This window comes from Micromonospora sp. FIMYZ51 (assembly GCF_038246755.1).
Taxonomy (GTDB): domain Bacteria; phylum Actinomycetota; class Actinomycetes; order Mycobacteriales; family Micromonosporaceae; genus Micromonospora.
The window spans coordinates 3,839,505-3,854,068 of record NZ_CP134706.1 but is presented as its reverse complement, the minus strand read 5'-3'; the positions used below and the strand labels follow the sequence as shown (position 1 = coordinate 3,854,068).

The 14,564-nt window shown below is 71.9% G+C and carries 15 protein-coding genes; 13 read left to right on the top strand and 2 right to left on the bottom strand.

Annotation, left to right across the window (positions count from 1 at the left end; genetic code table 11):
* The first annotated feature begins 47 nt into the window (after nt 1-47).
* A complete protein-coding gene (locus QQG74_RS17485) occupies nt 48-290 on the top strand; it encodes a hypothetical protein (protein WP_341715840.1) in 243 nt (80 codons plus the stop codon).
* Between the two features lie 170 nt (nt 291-460).
* Here the strand turns inward: QQG74_RS17485 and QQG74_RS17480 are convergent, their stop codons facing one another.
* Nucleotides 461-1,327 carry an amidohydrolase family protein gene (locus QQG74_RS17480; protein ID WP_341715839.1) on the bottom strand — a complete coding sequence of 289 codons (867 nt, stop codon included), beginning with the start codon at nt 1,325-1,327 and terminating at the stop codon, nt 461-463.
* A gap of 113 nt (nt 1,328-1,440) precedes the next feature.
* Here QQG74_RS17480 and QQG74_RS17475 point away from each other — a divergent pair, with 113 nt between their 5' ends.
* The 6 genes from QQG74_RS17475 (at nt 1,441) to QQG74_RS17450 (ending at nt 7,306) form a co-directional block, all read left to right on the top strand.
* Nucleotides 1,441-2,688 carry a M20 family metallopeptidase gene (locus QQG74_RS17475; protein WP_341715838.1) on the top strand — a complete coding sequence of 416 codons (1,248 nt, stop codon included), beginning with the start codon at nt 1,441-1,443 and terminating at the stop codon, nt 2,686-2,688.
* Nucleotides 2,685-3,692: a Gfo/Idh/MocA family oxidoreductase gene (locus QQG74_RS17470; RefSeq protein WP_341715837.1), complete on the top strand. Its 1,008-nt coding sequence runs from the start codon at nt 2,685-2,687 to the stop codon at nt 3,690-3,692. Before QQG74_RS17475 ends, QQG74_RS17470 begins: the two co-directional genes overlap by 4 nt.
* A gap of 15 nt (nt 3,693-3,707) precedes the next feature.
* Nucleotides 3,708-5,009 carry an ABC transporter substrate-binding protein gene (locus tag QQG74_RS17465; protein WP_341715836.1) on the top strand — a complete coding sequence of 434 codons (1,302 nt, stop codon included), beginning with the start codon at nt 3,708-3,710 and terminating at the stop codon, nt 5,007-5,009.
* A gap of 61 nt (nt 5,010-5,070) precedes the next feature.
* A complete protein-coding gene (locus QQG74_RS17460) occupies nt 5,071-6,030 on the top strand; it encodes a sugar ABC transporter permease (protein WP_341715835.1) in 960 nt (319 codons plus the stop codon).
* Nucleotides 6,027-6,860: a carbohydrate ABC transporter permease gene (locus QQG74_RS17455; RefSeq protein WP_341715834.1), complete on the top strand. Its 834-nt coding sequence runs from the start codon at nt 6,027-6,029 to the stop codon at nt 6,858-6,860. Before QQG74_RS17460 ends, QQG74_RS17455 begins: the two co-directional genes overlap by 4 nt.
* Before the next feature lie 122 nt (nt 6,861-6,982).
* Nucleotides 6,983-7,306 carry an L-rhamnose mutarotase gene (locus QQG74_RS17450; RefSeq protein ID WP_341715833.1) on the top strand — a complete coding sequence of 108 codons (324 nt, stop codon included), beginning with the start codon at nt 6,983-6,985 and terminating at the stop codon, nt 7,304-7,306.
* A 51-nt stretch (nt 7,307-7,357) separates the two neighbouring features.
* Here QQG74_RS17450 and QQG74_RS17445 read toward each other — a convergent pair whose 3' ends face one another.
* Entirely contained in the window at nt 7,358-8,488 is a 1,131-nt protein-coding gene (locus tag QQG74_RS17445) for a mandelate racemase/muconate lactonizing enzyme family protein (RefSeq protein ID WP_341715832.1), read from the bottom strand.
* Nucleotides 8,489-8,618: 130 nt separating this feature from the next.
* Here QQG74_RS17445 and QQG74_RS17440 point away from each other — a divergent pair, with 130 nt between their 5' ends.
* Genes QQG74_RS17440 through QQG74_RS17415 form a run of 6 tightly spaced genes read left to right on the top strand, consistent with a single transcriptional unit; the run spans nt 8,619 to nt 14,513 of the window.
* A complete protein-coding gene (locus QQG74_RS17440; RefSeq protein WP_341715831.1) occupies nt 8,619-9,554 on the top strand; it encodes a thiamine pyrophosphate-dependent dehydrogenase E1 component subunit alpha in 936 nt (311 codons plus the stop codon).
* On the top strand, nt 9,547-10,527 hold the full coding sequence (locus QQG74_RS17435) for a transketolase C-terminal domain-containing protein (RefSeq protein ID WP_341715830.1): 981 nt from the start codon (nt 9,547-9,549) through the stop codon (nt 10,525-10,527). Before QQG74_RS17440 ends, QQG74_RS17435 begins: the two co-directional genes overlap by 8 nt.
* Nucleotides 10,524-11,285 carry an SDR family oxidoreductase gene (locus QQG74_RS17430; RefSeq protein WP_341715829.1) on the top strand — a complete coding sequence of 254 codons (762 nt, stop codon included), beginning with the start codon at nt 10,524-10,526 and terminating at the stop codon, nt 11,283-11,285. The genes QQG74_RS17435 and QQG74_RS17430 overlap by 4 nt, the downstream gene beginning before the upstream one ends.
* Nucleotides 11,286-11,314: 29 nt before the next feature.
* Nucleotides 11,315-12,649: a hypothetical protein gene (locus QQG74_RS17425; RefSeq protein WP_341715828.1), complete on the top strand. Its 1,335-nt coding sequence runs from the start codon at nt 11,315-11,317 to the stop codon at nt 12,647-12,649.
* The gene (locus tag QQG74_RS17420) at nt 12,646-12,945 is read left to right on the top strand and encodes a YciI family protein (protein ID WP_341715827.1); all 300 of its coding nucleotides are present in this window, start codon (nt 12,646-12,648) and stop codon (nt 12,943-12,945) included. Before QQG74_RS17425 ends, QQG74_RS17420 begins: the two co-directional genes overlap by 4 nt.
* The gene (locus QQG74_RS17415) at nt 12,942-14,513 is read left to right on the top strand and encodes a hypothetical protein (RefSeq protein WP_341715826.1); all 1,572 of its coding nucleotides are present in this window, start codon (nt 12,942-12,944) and stop codon (nt 14,511-14,513) included. Before QQG74_RS17420 ends, QQG74_RS17415 begins: the two co-directional genes overlap by 4 nt.
* Nucleotides 14,514-14,564: the final 51 nt, after the last annotated feature.

The following is a 14,564-nucleotide window of genomic DNA, read 5'->3' as shown; positions in this document are numbered from 1 at the left end:
GCGCGGAGATCAACATTCTCTCCCTGCACTGGGGTACGGAGGACGCGGTGGTCCCCGAGTTCACCTTCAGCCGCAACCCCGCCGGCCGCTGGGAGGTGACCGCGGTGAACGTCCTGCCGACCTGGATGCAGTACCACCCGGCCGCCCGGGTGGTCGACCTGAGCACCGCGACAAACGACCAGTCGCTGCCGGCCGAACAACGCGCGCAGTTCGCCGACGCCCGCAAGCGGATCACGGGCATCGTTCACGAGCGGGGCGCCGCCACCGCCGGCCTGAGCATGCTGGAGTGATCGCGCCGGCCCGGCCACTGTGCCCCGGCCGGCCCACCGACCCTGCTGCCGACTGGCCGGTCCTGGCCGCACTCGCCGGGCTCCGTCAGTCGGCAGGCCGGTCCTGGCCGCACTCGCCGGGCTCCGTCAGTCGGCGGGGCGGTTCTGACCACCCCGCTGGCCGGGCTCCGTCAGTCGGCGGGGCGGTCCTGGCCGTCCGCTGGCCGGGCCCGGTGGTGGGCGAGGGCGCGTCGGAGGTTCGCCCCGAAGACGTCTGCCCGCTCGGTCGGGCGCAGCTGCTCCAGCCCGACCGGTTCCAAAGTCTGGCTGAACGAGACGTGGTCCAGGCTGGGCGGGAAGTCCGACCCCCAGTAGAGCCGGCGGGTCCCGAAGTGTTCCAGCAGCAGCTCGACGAAGGGACGGGCGGCCGGATGCGGCCAGGCGTGCGCGGGCTCGCTTACCGCGTACAGGCCGGAGATCTTCACCCCGACCTGCGGCAGCCGTGCCAGGTCGAGCAGCGGTCGCAGGGTCTCGGTGGCCGCCTGCGGGGTGGGCGGTGCGGGCCGGCTGCCCGGTAGCCCGAGGTGGCTGAAGAGCACCGGGCAGGCGTCCAGGCCGGCGAGCGCGGTGCCGAGCCGGGCGGCGGCGGCCGGGGTGGCGTTGAGGCTGATCAGCGCAGCGGCGGCGGTCAGCCGGGCGCTCGCCCTGGTCACCCAGGTGGCGAAGCGGTCGGCCTGGTCGGCGTCGACCAGGTAGGCGGCCACCCCGACGAACCCGGCGGCCCACAAGCGTTCCAGTTGCCCGTCGGTCGGGCCGTCCGGTGCGACGTAGGCGACCGGGGCGATCCAGGGGTGCGTGGCGGTGAGGCTGGCCAGGTAGTCGTTGTTGCCGGCGAAGCGTGCCTCGCCCTCGTAGCCGACCACCAGCGCCCGGTCGATGCCGTGCACCCGGCGGAAATCCTGGTACATGGCGACTTCCTCGCCGCCGGCGGGGGAGCGCCCGTACCGGCCCGGGTAGCCGTGCGCGAACAGGTGCAGGTGGGCGTCAGCGCGGTCCATGGTCACGGACCATAGCCCAAATTTTGGCTGGTTATTGACGTGGCCACCCCCCTGATTTAGGTTCTTGTCTCAATTAGGTCCGGATTGCAGGCCGCGAGCGAGGGGTGGACCGAGTGGTGCGGGGACTTGACGGGGTTGATGAGCTGGTACGGCTGAGGCGTCAGCTCCACCGCCACCCGGAGCTGCGGTTTGCTGAGCAGCAGACGGCCGCAACGCTGGCCGCGAAGCTCCAGCCGCTCGGCCGGGTACGTACCGGGATCGCCGGCACGGGGCTGCTCCTGGAACTCGAAGGGGCCCTTCCCGGGCCGATGGTTCTCCTTCGGGCCGATATGGATGCCTATCCCGTTCAGGACACCAAGACCGAGCCGTACGCGTCGGCAAACGCCGGGGTCTGTCACGCCTGCGGACACGACGTGCACATGACCGTCGCGTACGGCGTGGCGGCCCGGCTCGCGGCGGAACCACCGGCTCGGGGCGGCCTGGCCGTGCTGTTCCAGCCCGCCGAGGAGATTCCGTTCGGCGAGGAGTCCGGCGCCGCCGCCGCTCTCGCCGACGAAGGGCTGCGTGGTCGCCGCTTCGACGCGGTGCTCGGCCTGCACTGCTGGCCGCAACTGCCGGTCGGCACGCTCGGCGTGGACCGCAGCACGGCGATGGCGGCCAAGGACGCGTTCCGGATCGAGATACTCGGTCGGGCCGCGCACGCCGCCACCCCGGCGCTGGGCCGCGACGCGATCCTCGGTCTCAGCGGCATCGTGAACCTGCTGCACGCCGCGGTGGCCCGGGCCCGCAACGCCGACGAAATGGTGGCGTTCAACATCGGCACCATCGCCGGTGGCGCCAGCCAGAGCCAGGTCGCCGGGTACGCGGAGGCGACCGGCACGCTGCGCACCCTCGACGAGGGCACCCGCGAGCGGCTCAAGACGGTCATCGAGCGGGTCGCCCGCCAGCAGGCCGCCGCGCTCGACCTCGGGGTCCGCTTCACCTGGGCCAACGAGATGCCCGCGGTACGCAACGCGGCCGAACTGGTCGCGCTGGCCCACGCCGAACTGCCCGGCCTGGTGGAGGTGGCCGACCTCGCGGTGCCGCCGCTCACCACCGACGACTTCGCACTGCTCGGCGCGCTCGGTCCCAGCCTGTACGTCAAGCTCGGCGTCACCGGTGAGCGGGGCGGCGCGTCACTGCACTCCGGTGCCTTCGACGTCGACGAGCGCTGCCTCGAGGTCGGCGTGGCCGCGCTGGAACGGCTCACCCGGGCCGTGCTCGACGGACGACTCGCCACCGCCCCGGTGGCTGCCAACCCGACCGTGCCGGCCCCCACCCCGTCCGGGCCGGACGCGACCGCCGCGGCGCTGCCGGTATGAGGCACCAACGCATCGAGGTCGCCGTGGTCGGGGCGGGCGCGTTCGGGCTGCGGCACGTGGCCGCGTACCGGTCCCTCGGAGTCGCGGTGACCGCGCTTGTCGACCCGGATCCCGGCGTACGGCAGCGGGTCGCCGCCGAGTACGACGTGCCGCGCACCTTCGGCACGGTCGAGGACCTGCTCGCCGCCGGGGCGCCGCAGGCGGCCTCGGTGTGCGTGCCCGGTCCCGCGCACCGGGCGGTCGCCGTCGCCCTGCTCGGCGCCGGCGTGCCGGTCCTGGTCGAGAAGCCCCTCGCGGCGACGGTGACCGACGCCGCCGCGATCGTCGCCGCGGCGCGCACCCACGAGGTGATCTGCCAGCCGGGGCACATCCTGCGGCACAGCGCCCCACACCGGGCGCTGTACGACGCGGTCCGGGCCGGCGCGCTCGGACAGGTGCTGGCCGTCTCCTCCCGTCGGGACCGGCCGCGCACGCTCAGCCGGCTCTTTCCCGACGAGCACCCGGCCCTGCTCACCGCCGTGCACGACATCGACCTGGCGATCTGGTACGCCCAGTCGCCGGTGGTCGAGGTCCGTGCGGCGGCCCGGACCCGACCCGGATCGGCATCACCGGTCCTGGTGTGGGCGGAACTTCGACACGCCAACGAGGTGGTGTCGTCGATCCGCAACAGCTACCTCCTGCCCGAACACACGCCCAACCACACCTCGGACCTGGTCGAGGTGTACGGCACCGACGGGGTCGCGCACGTCGACCTCAGCCACCCCACCCTGCTCGTCCAGGGCGAGCAGACCGAGGCGCCGGACTGGCTGCTCTCGCCGGTCGACGGCGGCGGTGCCCTCGCCGCCGAACTGCGCCACTTCGTCGGTCAGGTGACCGGCACCGAGTCGTCGGCGGTCGTCCCGCTCGCCGACGGGTTGCACGTGGTGCAGGTCGCCACGGCCATGGCCGACAGTGCCGCCGCCGGTGGCGCGCCCCGTCGGATTTCCCCCGAACCCCTCTCCTGACAGGAGTTTGCGCCGATGTTTCGACGTAGATTGACAGGCGTCCTAGCCGCCGGTGTGGCCACTGCCGCGCTGCTCGCCGGATGTGGCGGCGGAAGTGACGCCGCCGCCGACGGTCCGGTGACCCTCAAGGTGCTCACCTGGGAGCCGGGCGGCACCGAGTACTGGCAGCAGGTGAAGACCGCCTTCGAGGCCAGCCACCAGGACATCAAGCTGGAGTTGCAGTCGGTCCCGTTCGACAAGTACCCCGAGGTGCAGGGGCCGTACATCACCTCGCAGTCCGGTCCGGACGTGATGGCCAACAACGCCGGGCTGGAACTGTTCGACCGGCGGGGGGCGTACACGCCGCTGGGCGACAAGGCGGCCGAGATCAACAAGGATCTGGTCACCTACAGCGGTGCCTGCGAGGAGTTCGACACCAGCAAGCCCTGCTACGGCGTGCCCTTCTCCTACCAGGGCAACGTCCTCTACTACAACAAGGACGTGCTGACCGAGGCCGGGCTGGACCCGGAGAACCCGCCGGCCACCTGGGACGACTTCGGCGCGGCCTGCGAGGCGGTGAAGAACGCCGGCAAGACCTGCCTGGCGCTGGGGCTGTCCGGCACCTTCCCGGCGTACTGGGACTTCCCGGAGATCGCCCGCAACTACCTGACCGAGGACGACATCCGCGGCCTGCTCAACGGCACCCTGTCCTGGAAGGACCCGAAGCTGGTCCAGGTCCTGGAGAAGCTTGCCGAGATCACCACCAAGGGCTGGACCAACAAGAACGCCCCGTCGATCACCATGCTGCCCGACGGTGCCGACATCTTCCAGCGCGGTGACGCCGCCTTCGCCGGCACCATCATCTCCGACGCGGTGAACTGGGAGGCGTTCGGCAAGGCCCTCGGCGACGACAAGCTCGGCGTCACCCGGTGGCCGACGATCAACCCGTCCGCGCCGCTGGCCGGCAAGTTCTCCGGCATCGAGGGCGCCGTCTACGGCGTGACCAAGTGGAGCGAGAAGAAGGACGCCGGCCTGAAGTTCATCAGCTGGCTGGCCGGCAAGGAGAACGGCGAACTCTGGGTGAAGTACGCCAAGGGGCAGCCGCTGAACAAGAACGTGGACCCGGCGCTGCTGCCCTCGTCGCCGGCGTTCAAGAAGATCCAGGAGTTGATCGCCGAGCCGACCCTGCACGCCGGTGTGATGCTCTCCGGCCCGGAGGCCGACGCGCTGGCCCGGGGCTGGCAGCAGATCACCCTCGGCCAGCTCACCGTCGACAAGTGGGCCGAGCAGATGCAGCAGGCGCTGGAGCGCAGCCCGACGAAGAAGCAGGGCAACTAGTCGCACGCGGGTGGGGTGGCCGGGGGCCACCCCACCCGACAGCCCGGGGGAGGACAACCCGATGAGCATCTCCACCGCGCCGGCCGCCGAGCCGGCCGTCGCGACGACCCCACCCTCGCCGGTACGCCGTAGCCGGCGGCCCCGGCACGCCCGGGAGTGGTGGTTCGGTGCCCTGCTGGTGCTGCCGGCAATGGCCCTGGCGGTCACCTTCAAGCTGGTGCCGCTGATCCGGGGCGTGATCACCAGCTTCGAATCCTCAAGTGGGTTCGGCGACAGCTCCTTCGCCGGGTTCGACAACTACACCCGAATGTTCGACGACCCGGTGGTGCTGGCCAGCTTCCGCAACGCCCTGCTGGTGGTGGCCACCCTGCCGGTCTGGATCGTGGTGCCGCTGGTGTTGGCGGTGCTGATCCACCAACGGGCGCCGGGCTGGAAGTTCTTCCGGGCTGTCTACTTCGTCCCGTACACCATCGCGCCGATCGTGGTCGGCATCATGTTCCGGCAGATCCTTTCCCCGGACGGGCCGATCAACGCCCTGCTGCGTTCGGTCGGGCTGGAACCGCTGGCCATGGAGTGGCTCAACGGCCAGAACAGCGCCCTCTTCTCGCTTGTCGCGGTGGCGCTGTGGAGCTTCTTCGGCCTGGGCGTGATGACCTACCTGGCCGGGCTGGCCACCATTCCGGAGGAGGTGCTGGAGGCCGCGTACCTCGACGGTGCCGGGTTCTGGCGGCGACTCTTCGCCGTGGTGGTGCCGATGCTGCGCCCGACCGTGGCGTACTGGAGCGTGCTCTGCGCCTCCGGCGTACTGATCTGGCTCTTCCCGCTGATCTACGCGCTGACCCAGGGTGGCCCCGGCAACGCCACAATGCTCCCCGAGTACCTGGTCTTCCTCACCACCTTCCAGTTCCTCGACCGGGGGTACGGCTCGGCCATCGGTATTGCCCTGTTCGTCTTCGTCGCCGTGTTGTCGATCTTCAGCGTGCGGCACATGTTCAAAGAGGGGACCCGGAAGCCGCGATGAGCCGACGACACTCCGCCCAGATCGGGCGCTACCTGTTGGTCTTCGCGTTGGTGGTGGTCGCGGTGGCGGCGCTCTACCCGCTGTTGTTCACCGTGGTCAGCTCGCTCAAGACGCAGACCGGATTCGCCCGGGACCCGCTCGGGTTGCCGGCCGGGATCACCTTCGAGAACTACGTCGAGGCGTTCAAGCGGATGAACATGCCCCGGCTGCTGCTCAACTCGATCATCACCACGGTCGGTGGCCTGGTGCTCTCGGTGCTGGCCGCGATGCTCGTCGCGTACACCGTGACCAAGCTGCGGTTCCGCGGCGGCAAGCTGGTGTTCCTGTTCATCATCATCACCCTGACCATTCCCAGCCAGGCGATCATCTACCCGCTGTACCAGACCGTGCTGGACCTGGGCATGTCCGGGGAGTACCAGGGGCTGATCCTGGCGTACGCGGCGTTCGGCCTGCCGTTGGGCACGTACCAGCTCGCCGGCTACTTCCAGCAGGTGCCCGACGAGCTGATCGAGGCGGCCCGGGTCGACGGGGCCGGACACTTCACCATCCTGTTCCGGCTGCTCGCCCCGATCGCCACCCCGGCACTCGCGGCGCTGGCCATCTTCAACTTCGTCTGGATGTGGAACGACCTGCTGCTGCCGCTGGTCATCATGGGCGGCTCGGACTCGAAGACGTTGATGGTCGGGGTGTCCCTGCTCAGCGGCCAGTACGACGTGTCGGTGCCGCTGGTAAGCGCCGGCCTGATCGTGGCCCTGCTGCCGGTGCTCATCATCTACCTGGTGTTCCAACGCCAGCTGGTCTCCGGCGCGCTCGCCGGCTCCGGCAAGTGAGCGCACCGCTGGATCGACCCGATCCGGGCACACCGCGGTGTCCGGATGCGGGTCACCCCGGTCCCGTCCCCGATCCTGGCACCGGATCGGGGGCGGGACCGGCCCGTGGGCCGGGGATCCAGGTGTGCCATCTGTACCGGCTGCGCCCCGGCGCGGAAGCCGAGTACGAGCGCCGGCACGTCGAGCTGTGGCCGGAGATGGCCGCCCTGCTCGACGAGGCGGGCGTGTACGACTACCACATCTACCGGCACGGGCTGCTGCTGATCTGCGTGTTGCGTACCCGGTGGGGCTTCGAGCACGCCAGCCGGGTCACCGGCGCGTCGGCGGTGCAGGCCCGGTGGACGGCCTCGCTGGCGCACCTGTTCGCCGAGATCGCCGACGCTGACGGCGAGCCGCTCTGGGCGTACCCGGTCTTTCACCACGCGGGGATCGCGGCGGATTGTTAACCGGGGCCCCCTGCTATACACCAGGCGTTAACAGGGGGCCCTTCCTTGCACCTAGACGGCGTAGGCGATGGAGCCGTCGGCGCGGTACGGGATCCGGGTGAGGGGACGGCCGGTCAGGTCCAGTGGGGTCTCGTCGGCGAGGTCCAGGGTGACGCCGAGACCGGGCGCCTCGGGGATCGGCAGGAAGCCGCCCTGGCGGCGGACGCAGGCCCGGGCCGGGCCGTCGGCGAGCAGGTCGTCCAGCGGGGAGTACTCCTGCGTCACGAAGTTCGGGATCGCCGTGTCCAGGTGCACCGAGGCCATGGTGAGCAGCGGCCCGAGGCAGTTGTGGCTGACCACGGCCGCGTGGTACGACTCGGCCAGCGCGGCGATCTTGCGGGCGTGGCTGATGCCGCCGGCCAGACCGAGATCGGGGCGGACGTACTGGGCACCGCCCTGCGCCAGCAGCTCCTTGAACTCCCAGATGGTGTGCAGCCGCTCCCCGTTGGCCATGGGTACGCCGAGCGCGCGTCGGGCGACCTCGGCCTGGCTGCTCACGCTGTCGATCTGGATCGGGTCCTCCACCAGCAGCGGGTGCAGCCGGCCGACCGCCGGTACCACCGCTTCGGCCTGCAACGGGGTGAGCTTGCGGTGCAGTTCGACGAGCAGGTCGATGTCGGGGCCGACCGCGTCGCGGACGGCGGCGGTGGTCGCCTCCGTCTCGGCGACCAGCCGGGCCAGCGACAGGTCGCCGTAGTTCGCCGGCAGCGGGTCGAACTTCACCGCGGTGAACCCGTCGGCGACCGCGGCGGCGGCCTGCTCGGCGAGGGCCGGCGCGCCGGTGCCGGGCAGCAGCAGGTGCAGCCGGATCCGGTCGCGGACCCGGCCGCCGAGCAGCTGCCAGACCGGCACTTCGAGGCGCTTGCCGAGCAGGTCCCACAGCGCCAGGTCGATCGCGGAGACCGCGGCGGTGAGCACCGACCCCCGGAACGGGCCCATCCGGTACAGGTGGTGCCAGTGCTGCTCGATCCGGTTCGGGTCGGCGCCGAGCAGGTACGGCCGGAACGACTCCACGACCGCGTGCACGGCGGTCGGATAGCCCCAGCAGGCGGACTGTCCGACGCCGACCAGTCCGGTCGACGTGTGCACCGCGACGAAGTGCGCGTCACCCCGCACCACCGACTCGACGGCGGTGATCTCCATGCTGCCCCCAAATTAGAGACCTATAACGGCCACAAACTTGCTCATGCACTCTTCCATAGCTTGATGTCCCTGGTCTAGGCTCCAATCCGAACGAGCCGCAATAGGGCTCTAATTCATCTGAGGGGGTGTGATGGGTCTGCCGGACGACTACCGGGCGATGGCCCGGATCCGCCGGTTCGAGGAGCGGCTGACCGCCCTCAAGGACGCTGGCGAGATCCCGGGCTCGATCCACCTGTGCAACGGCCAGGAGGCCATCCCGGTCGGCGCGGCCCGTACGCTGCGCGACGGCGACCACGTGACCGCGACCTACCGCGGGCACGGTTGGGCGCTGGCCCGGGGCGTGGACATGGCCGGACTGTTCGCCGAGATGATGGGCCGCGACTCGGCCATCAACGGCGGCCGGGCCGCCTCGCCGTACCTGTCCGACCCCGGCCGCTGGTTCCTGGGGGAGAACTCGATCGTCGGCGCCGGGGTGCCGATCGCCACCGGTGCCGCGCTCACCGCGCAGCGCACCGGCAGCGGCGCGGTCTCGGTGGTAAGCATCGGCGACGGCGCGATGAACCAGGGCAACGTGCACGAGGCGATCAACCTTGCCGCCGTGCTCGACCTGCCGCTGGTCCTCGTGGTGGAGAACAACGTCTACTCGGAGATGTCGCGCATCGAGGACATGGTCCGGATCCGGCAACTCGCCGAGCGGGCCGCCGGGTACGGGATCCCCGGCCGGGTCGTCGACGGCAACGACCCCGACGCGGTCGCCGAGGCGGTCGGCGACGCGGTCACCCGGGCCCGGGAGGGCTCCGGTCCGTCCATCGTGGAAGCGATGACCGAGCGCCTGGTCGGCCACTACAGCGGCGACGTGCAGCACTACCGGCCGGCCGGCGAGGTCGCCGCCGCCCGGGAACGCGAGCCGCTGGCCCGCATCCGGGCCGCCGCCGCCGCCGACCTGACCGCCCGACTCGACGCCATCGACGCCGAGGTGGCCGCCGAGGTCGAGGCCGCCGTCACCGCCGCCCGCGCCGTGCCGTACCCGGACCCGGCGACCGTCAAGGAGTACGTCTATGTCTGAGTCGCTGCGGTACATCCAGGCCGTCAACGCGGCGCTGACCTGGGCGCTGGACAGCCGGTCCGACACCGTCTACTTCGGCGAGGACGTGGCCCTGCCCGGCGGCCCGTTCGGCGCCACCAAGGGACTGCACAAGCGGTTCGGTTCCGACCGGATCTTCGACACCCCGATCTCCGAGACCGGGTTCCTCGGCATGGCGCTCGGCGCGGCCATGACCGGACTGCGGCCGATCGCCGAGATCATGTACGCCGACTTCACCTTCGTGGCGATGGACCAGATCGTCAACCAGATCGCCAACATCCGCTATGCCAGCGCCGGCCGGTGGAAGGCGCCGCTGGTGATCCGGATGCAGCAGGGGTACTCGCCGGGAGCCTGCGCCCAGCACTCCCAGTCGATCGAGGCGTACTTCGCGCACACCCCCGGGCTGCGGGTGGCGCTACCGTCCACCCCGGACGACGCCTACCAGATGCTGCGTACGGCGGTGGTGAGCGACGACCCGGTGGTGGTCGCGGAGGCCCGGATGCTCTACCCGACCCGGGGCCCGGTGCGCACCGACGCGCCGGTGGAACCGGTCGGCGGGGCCCGGGTGGTCCGGGACGGCCGGGACGCCACAGTGGTGGCCTGGTCCCGGATGGTCCCGGCGGCCCTGGCCGCCGCCGACCAGCTCGCCGAGGAGGGCATCGAGACCGAGGTGGTCGACCTGCGCTGGCTCAACCCGCTGGACTTCGACACCGTCGGCGCCTCGATCTCCCGCACCGGTCGGCTGGTCGTCGCGCACGAGGCGAACCTGACCGGCGGCTTCGGCGCGGAGATCGCCGCTCGGGCCGCCACCGAGTGCTTCACCGACCTGCGCGCCCCGGTGGCCCGGGTGGCCGCGCCGGACGTGCCCATGCCGGCCGCCCCGGCGCTCCAGAAGGCCGTGGTGCCCGAGGCGGAAGACGTGGCCGAGGCGGTCCGTCGGACGGTCCGCCGGTGACCGAGGTCGCCCCGGTGGCGGGCCTGCTCACCGGCCGCCGGGTGGTCGTCGTCGGCGGCGCCTCCGGCATCGGGTTGGCCACGGTGCGGGCGGTCGCCGCGGCCGGCGCGGCCGTCGCCGTGCTCGACGCCGACGCCGACGGCGCGGCCGGCGCCGCCGAGCAGGCCCGGGCCGCCGGGGCGACCGCCTGTGCCCACCCGGTGGACGTGACCGTGGAGGCGCAGGTCGGTGCGGCACTCGACGCGGTCGTCGCCGAGCTGGGCGGGATCGACGCGGTGCTGCACGTCGCGGGCGTCATGCGGGGGCAGGGCACCGACGTCGCCGAACTGCCGCTGGAGCTGTGGCAGCAGGTGATCGCGATCAACCTCACCGGGCCGTTCCTCGTCGCCAAACACGCCGTGCCGCACCTGACCGGCGCTCATCCGGTGCTGGTGCTTGTCGGCTCCAAGGCGGGCGTCCTGACCGGATCCGGGTCGGTACCCTACGGCGCGAGTAAGGGAGGACTGCACGGCCTGGCGCTGACGCTGGCCCGGCAACTCGGCCCACGCGGGATCCGGGTGCACACCCTCTGTCCCGGCGACATCGACACCCCGCTGATGCGGCGGTCGCTGGACGAGGCGCGGGACAACGGCGTCGACGGCGCCCAGGTGGCCCGGATCGAGGCGGCCCTGGGCCGTCCCGAGGACGTGGCGTCGGTGCTGGCACTGCTGGCCGCGCCGGCCAGCGCCGGCATCGTCGGCACCGTCTACACCGGCTGAGCAGCCCGACCGACGACGAGGGTGACGACGTGGGAGGCGGCAGCGTGATCGGGATCATCGGCCCGGAGGACTCGATCCGGCTCGTGCAGGAGGTGGCGGCCGGGGAAGGCCGCGCGGAGGAGGTCACCACCCGCGCGTACACGGACCCCGAGCAGGCCCCCGAACTGGCCCGCGAGCTCGACGACCTGTGCCAGGTGCTGCTCTTCACCGGGCGCATCCCGTACGCCTTCGCCGCCGCCAGCGGCCAACTGCGCGCCGAGATCGACTACATCCGGCACGCCGGGATCGACCTGTACCGCACGCTGTCCCGGATGCTGCTGGCCGGTGGCGGGCGGCTGCCCCGGGTCAGTGTGGACACCATCGAGGCGGACACCGTCCGGGAGACGTACCACGACATCGAACTGACCCCGCCCACCGACATCCTGCCGATCGCCGACTCGTCCGGCCTGCTCTTCTCCGGCCTGGCCGAGATCACCGCCTACCACCGTGAGCGGTACGAGTCCGGGGCGGTCGAAGCCTGCCTGACCTGCCTCGGCGCGGTGCACCGCGAGTTGCGGGAGCGGGGCGTGCCGGTCTGGCGCGTCGAGCACACCCGCGCCTCGGTACGCGACGCGCTGCGCCGGGCCTGGCTCGCCGCCGAGGTACGCCAGTCCCGGGCCACCCAGATCGCGGTGATGATGATCGAGGTGGCCGAGTCGGTGCACCGGCCACAGGACCCGTACCAGGCCGAACGGCAACGCCTGCGGCTGCGCGAGGCGTTGCTGGAGCACGCCGAACGGATGCGCGGGCGACTCAACACCATCGACGACCGCACCCTGGTCATCACCACCACCCGGGGCACCGTCGAGAGCGCCATCGCCCGGCACCGGGCCGGGCACGCCTCCCTGCTCACCCTGCGCGGCGTCGACGGGGAACACATCGTCGGCTTCGGCGCCGGCACCACAATCGCCGCCGCCGAGGCCAACGCCCGCCAGGCGCTCGCCCTGGGCCGGGGCGGCGACACCCACGTGGTCTTCCCCGACGGGGAGATCTACTCCACCCGGGGAAGCGCGGTCAAGCAGCGGCTGCGCGAAACCGCCCCCGGCGTGCTGCGGGTCTCCGAGCAACTCCGCCTCGGGCCACTGTCCACCCGGCGGCTGCTGGAGGCCCTGCACCAGATGGACCCGAACCAGGTCACCGCCCGTGGGCTGGCCGACGCGTACGGGGTGGAAACCCGCTCGGCGCGCCGGCTGCTCAAGTCGCTGCGCGCGGCCGGGTTCGCCGAGGAGGTCGGGGTGCACGTGAGCACCGGCGCCGGCCGGCCGCAGAGCGTCTACCGGGTGGCCCTGCAACGCCTCGTCGGTGCGATCGGGGCGGACACGTGAGATTCGAACCGACCTGGCTGGTCACCGCCGCCTTCGCCGCCGACGCGGCCCGCCGCCGCGAACCGCACCGGGCGGCCCACCTGGCGTACGTCCGGAAACTGCTTGCCGACGGCACCGCCCTGATCGCCGGCGCCCGCGCCGACCTGCGCGCCTCCGTCCTCGTTCTGCGAGCCGCCGACGCGGCGGCGGCCCGCGCCCTTGTCGAACACGATCCGTACTGGCAACACCGGGTGTGGACGGCCATCGACGTGGTCGACTACCTCGCCGCCACCCCGCAGTCCCTCGGGAGGTCATGATGTCGTACCGCCAGCTCTCCGGCGTCCAGGTGCGCGGTGCCGAACACGCGCCGTTCGCCGCCACCCTGCTGACCGAGACGTTGCGGGAGGGCACCGAACCGGTCCGGTTCACCCCCGACCCGACGCTTCCCGAGGGTGCCTTCCGGGTCGAGGTGCCGGCCACCGGCGAGATCCGGATCACCGGTGACCCGTTCGCCGGCCTGATCTACGCCGTGCGGGACCTGCTGGGCCGGGCCACCCCGGCCGGACTGCCCGTCGGGGCGTACCAGAGCGCCCCCGGGCTGCCGCTGCGCACCCTCTGGACCTGGGACCACTCCACCAACTGGGACCTGCGCCAACTCGGCCAGCAGGAGATCGGCGCGCTGAACCCGTACGCGAAGGGGGCCGACGCCTTCGGTGCCGACTACCGGCGGCTGGTGGACTTCTGTAGCGCCGAACGGATCGGCGGGATCGTGGTGTACGGGCTGCTGCGCGACGCCCACGGCGGCGTCGACGCGGCCCGCGAGCTGTGCGAGTACGCAAACGCCCGGGGTGTGCGGATCATCGCCGGGGTGGGCATCAACGCCTACGGCGGCATCTACTTCGACGGCCGGCACCGGTACAACCTCGCCACCTGGCTGCGCCAACGCCCCGACCTGGCCGCCGAGCTGCCGAAGAAGGTCGGCTTCGACATCGACGATTTCGGCGACCTGCACTTCCCGGCCAGCGAGTACATGATGGCCGCCTGCCCGTCCCACCCGGAGAACCTGGCCTGGCACCGGGACGCCATCGACTGGCTGCTGGACACCGTGCCGGTCGGCGGGATCAACTTCGAAACCGGCGACTACGGCAGCTGTGCCTGCGCCCGGTGTGCCGCCCGCACCGGCGGCGAGCGCACCTCCTGGTCGTACGAGGCGATGCGGTCGGTGTATCCGACCCTGCTGGACACCGCCCGGCGCACCGGCCCGGCCGGGGTGCCGCTGCGGCACCTGGTCGAGGTGTACTGGGACAACATCTTCGACCTCGACGCGCAACGGCCGCTGGCCGACCTGCCCGACGACGTGGCGTACCAGTACTGCGTCAACCGGGGCTTCTGGTACGACAACCGGGACCGGCTGACCGGCGAGCACGTGGCGGCGCTGCCGCACACCACGAACGTGCTGCGCACCCACGCCGGATCACAGTGGAACCGGCAGCGGCACTCCTGGGTGCCGGAGATGTACACCGACATGGCGACCCGGACCGCCGCCGCCGGCATGCGCGGGCTGACCATCTTCGCCGAGGCGTCCGCCTACCACCCGACAAACGAGATCAGCTACCTGGCGTACGCCCGGTTCACCTGGAATCCGGAGCTGACCTGGGCCGACTTCTGGCGCGACGAGGTCGCCCCCCGGTTCGGCGGCTCGACCGAGGCGGAGGCGTTCCGTGACGGCGCGGCCCTGCTGGACGACTCGACGGCCGACCCGGACGCGCTGGGCAAGGTACGCGGCGACGCCCTGGCGATGGTCACCGCCACCAGCGGCGAGGTGCAGCGGCGCTGGCTGTGGCTGGCCGAGCGGGCCGCCCGGCACGCCCACAGCGCAGCCTGACCGCGCCGGTACGACGACGCCGGGGTCGGCCCCGTGGCCGACCCCGGCGTT

Bases quoted from the DNA above. Each gene is read 5' to 3' on its own strand.
- QQG74_RS17480 (WP_341715839.1), bottom strand. From the start codon at position 1,327: ATGGACCGCGCTGACGCCCACCTGCACCTGTTCGCGCACGGCTACCCG.
- QQG74_RS17470 (WP_341715837.1), top strand. From the start codon at position 2,685: ATGAGGCACCAACGCATCGAGGTCGCCGTGGTCGGGGCGGGCGCGTTC.
- QQG74_RS17465 (WP_341715836.1), top strand. From the start codon at position 3,708: ATGTTTCGACGTAGATTGACAGGCGTCCTAGCCGCCGGTGTGGCCACT.
- QQG74_RS17460 (WP_341715835.1), top strand. From the start codon at position 5,071: ATGAGCATCTCCACCGCGCCGGCCGCCGAGCCGGCCGTCGCGACGACC.
- QQG74_RS17455 (WP_341715834.1), top strand. From the start codon at position 6,027: ATGAGCCGACGACACTCCGCCCAGATCGGGCGCTACCTGTTGGTCTTC.
- QQG74_RS17445 (WP_341715832.1), bottom strand. From the start codon at position 8,488: ATGGAGATCACCGCCGTCGAGTCGGTGGTGCGGGGTGACGCGCACTTC.
- QQG74_RS17440 (WP_341715831.1), top strand. From the start codon at position 8,619: ATGGGTCTGCCGGACGACTACCGGGCGATGGCCCGGATCCGCCGGTTC.
- QQG74_RS17435 (WP_341715830.1), top strand. From the start codon at position 9,547: ATGTCTGAGTCGCTGCGGTACATCCAGGCCGTCAACGCGGCGCTGACC.
- QQG74_RS17415 (WP_341715826.1), top strand. From the start codon at position 12,942: ATGATGTCGTACCGCCAGCTCTCCGGCGTCCAGGTGCGCGGTGCCGAA.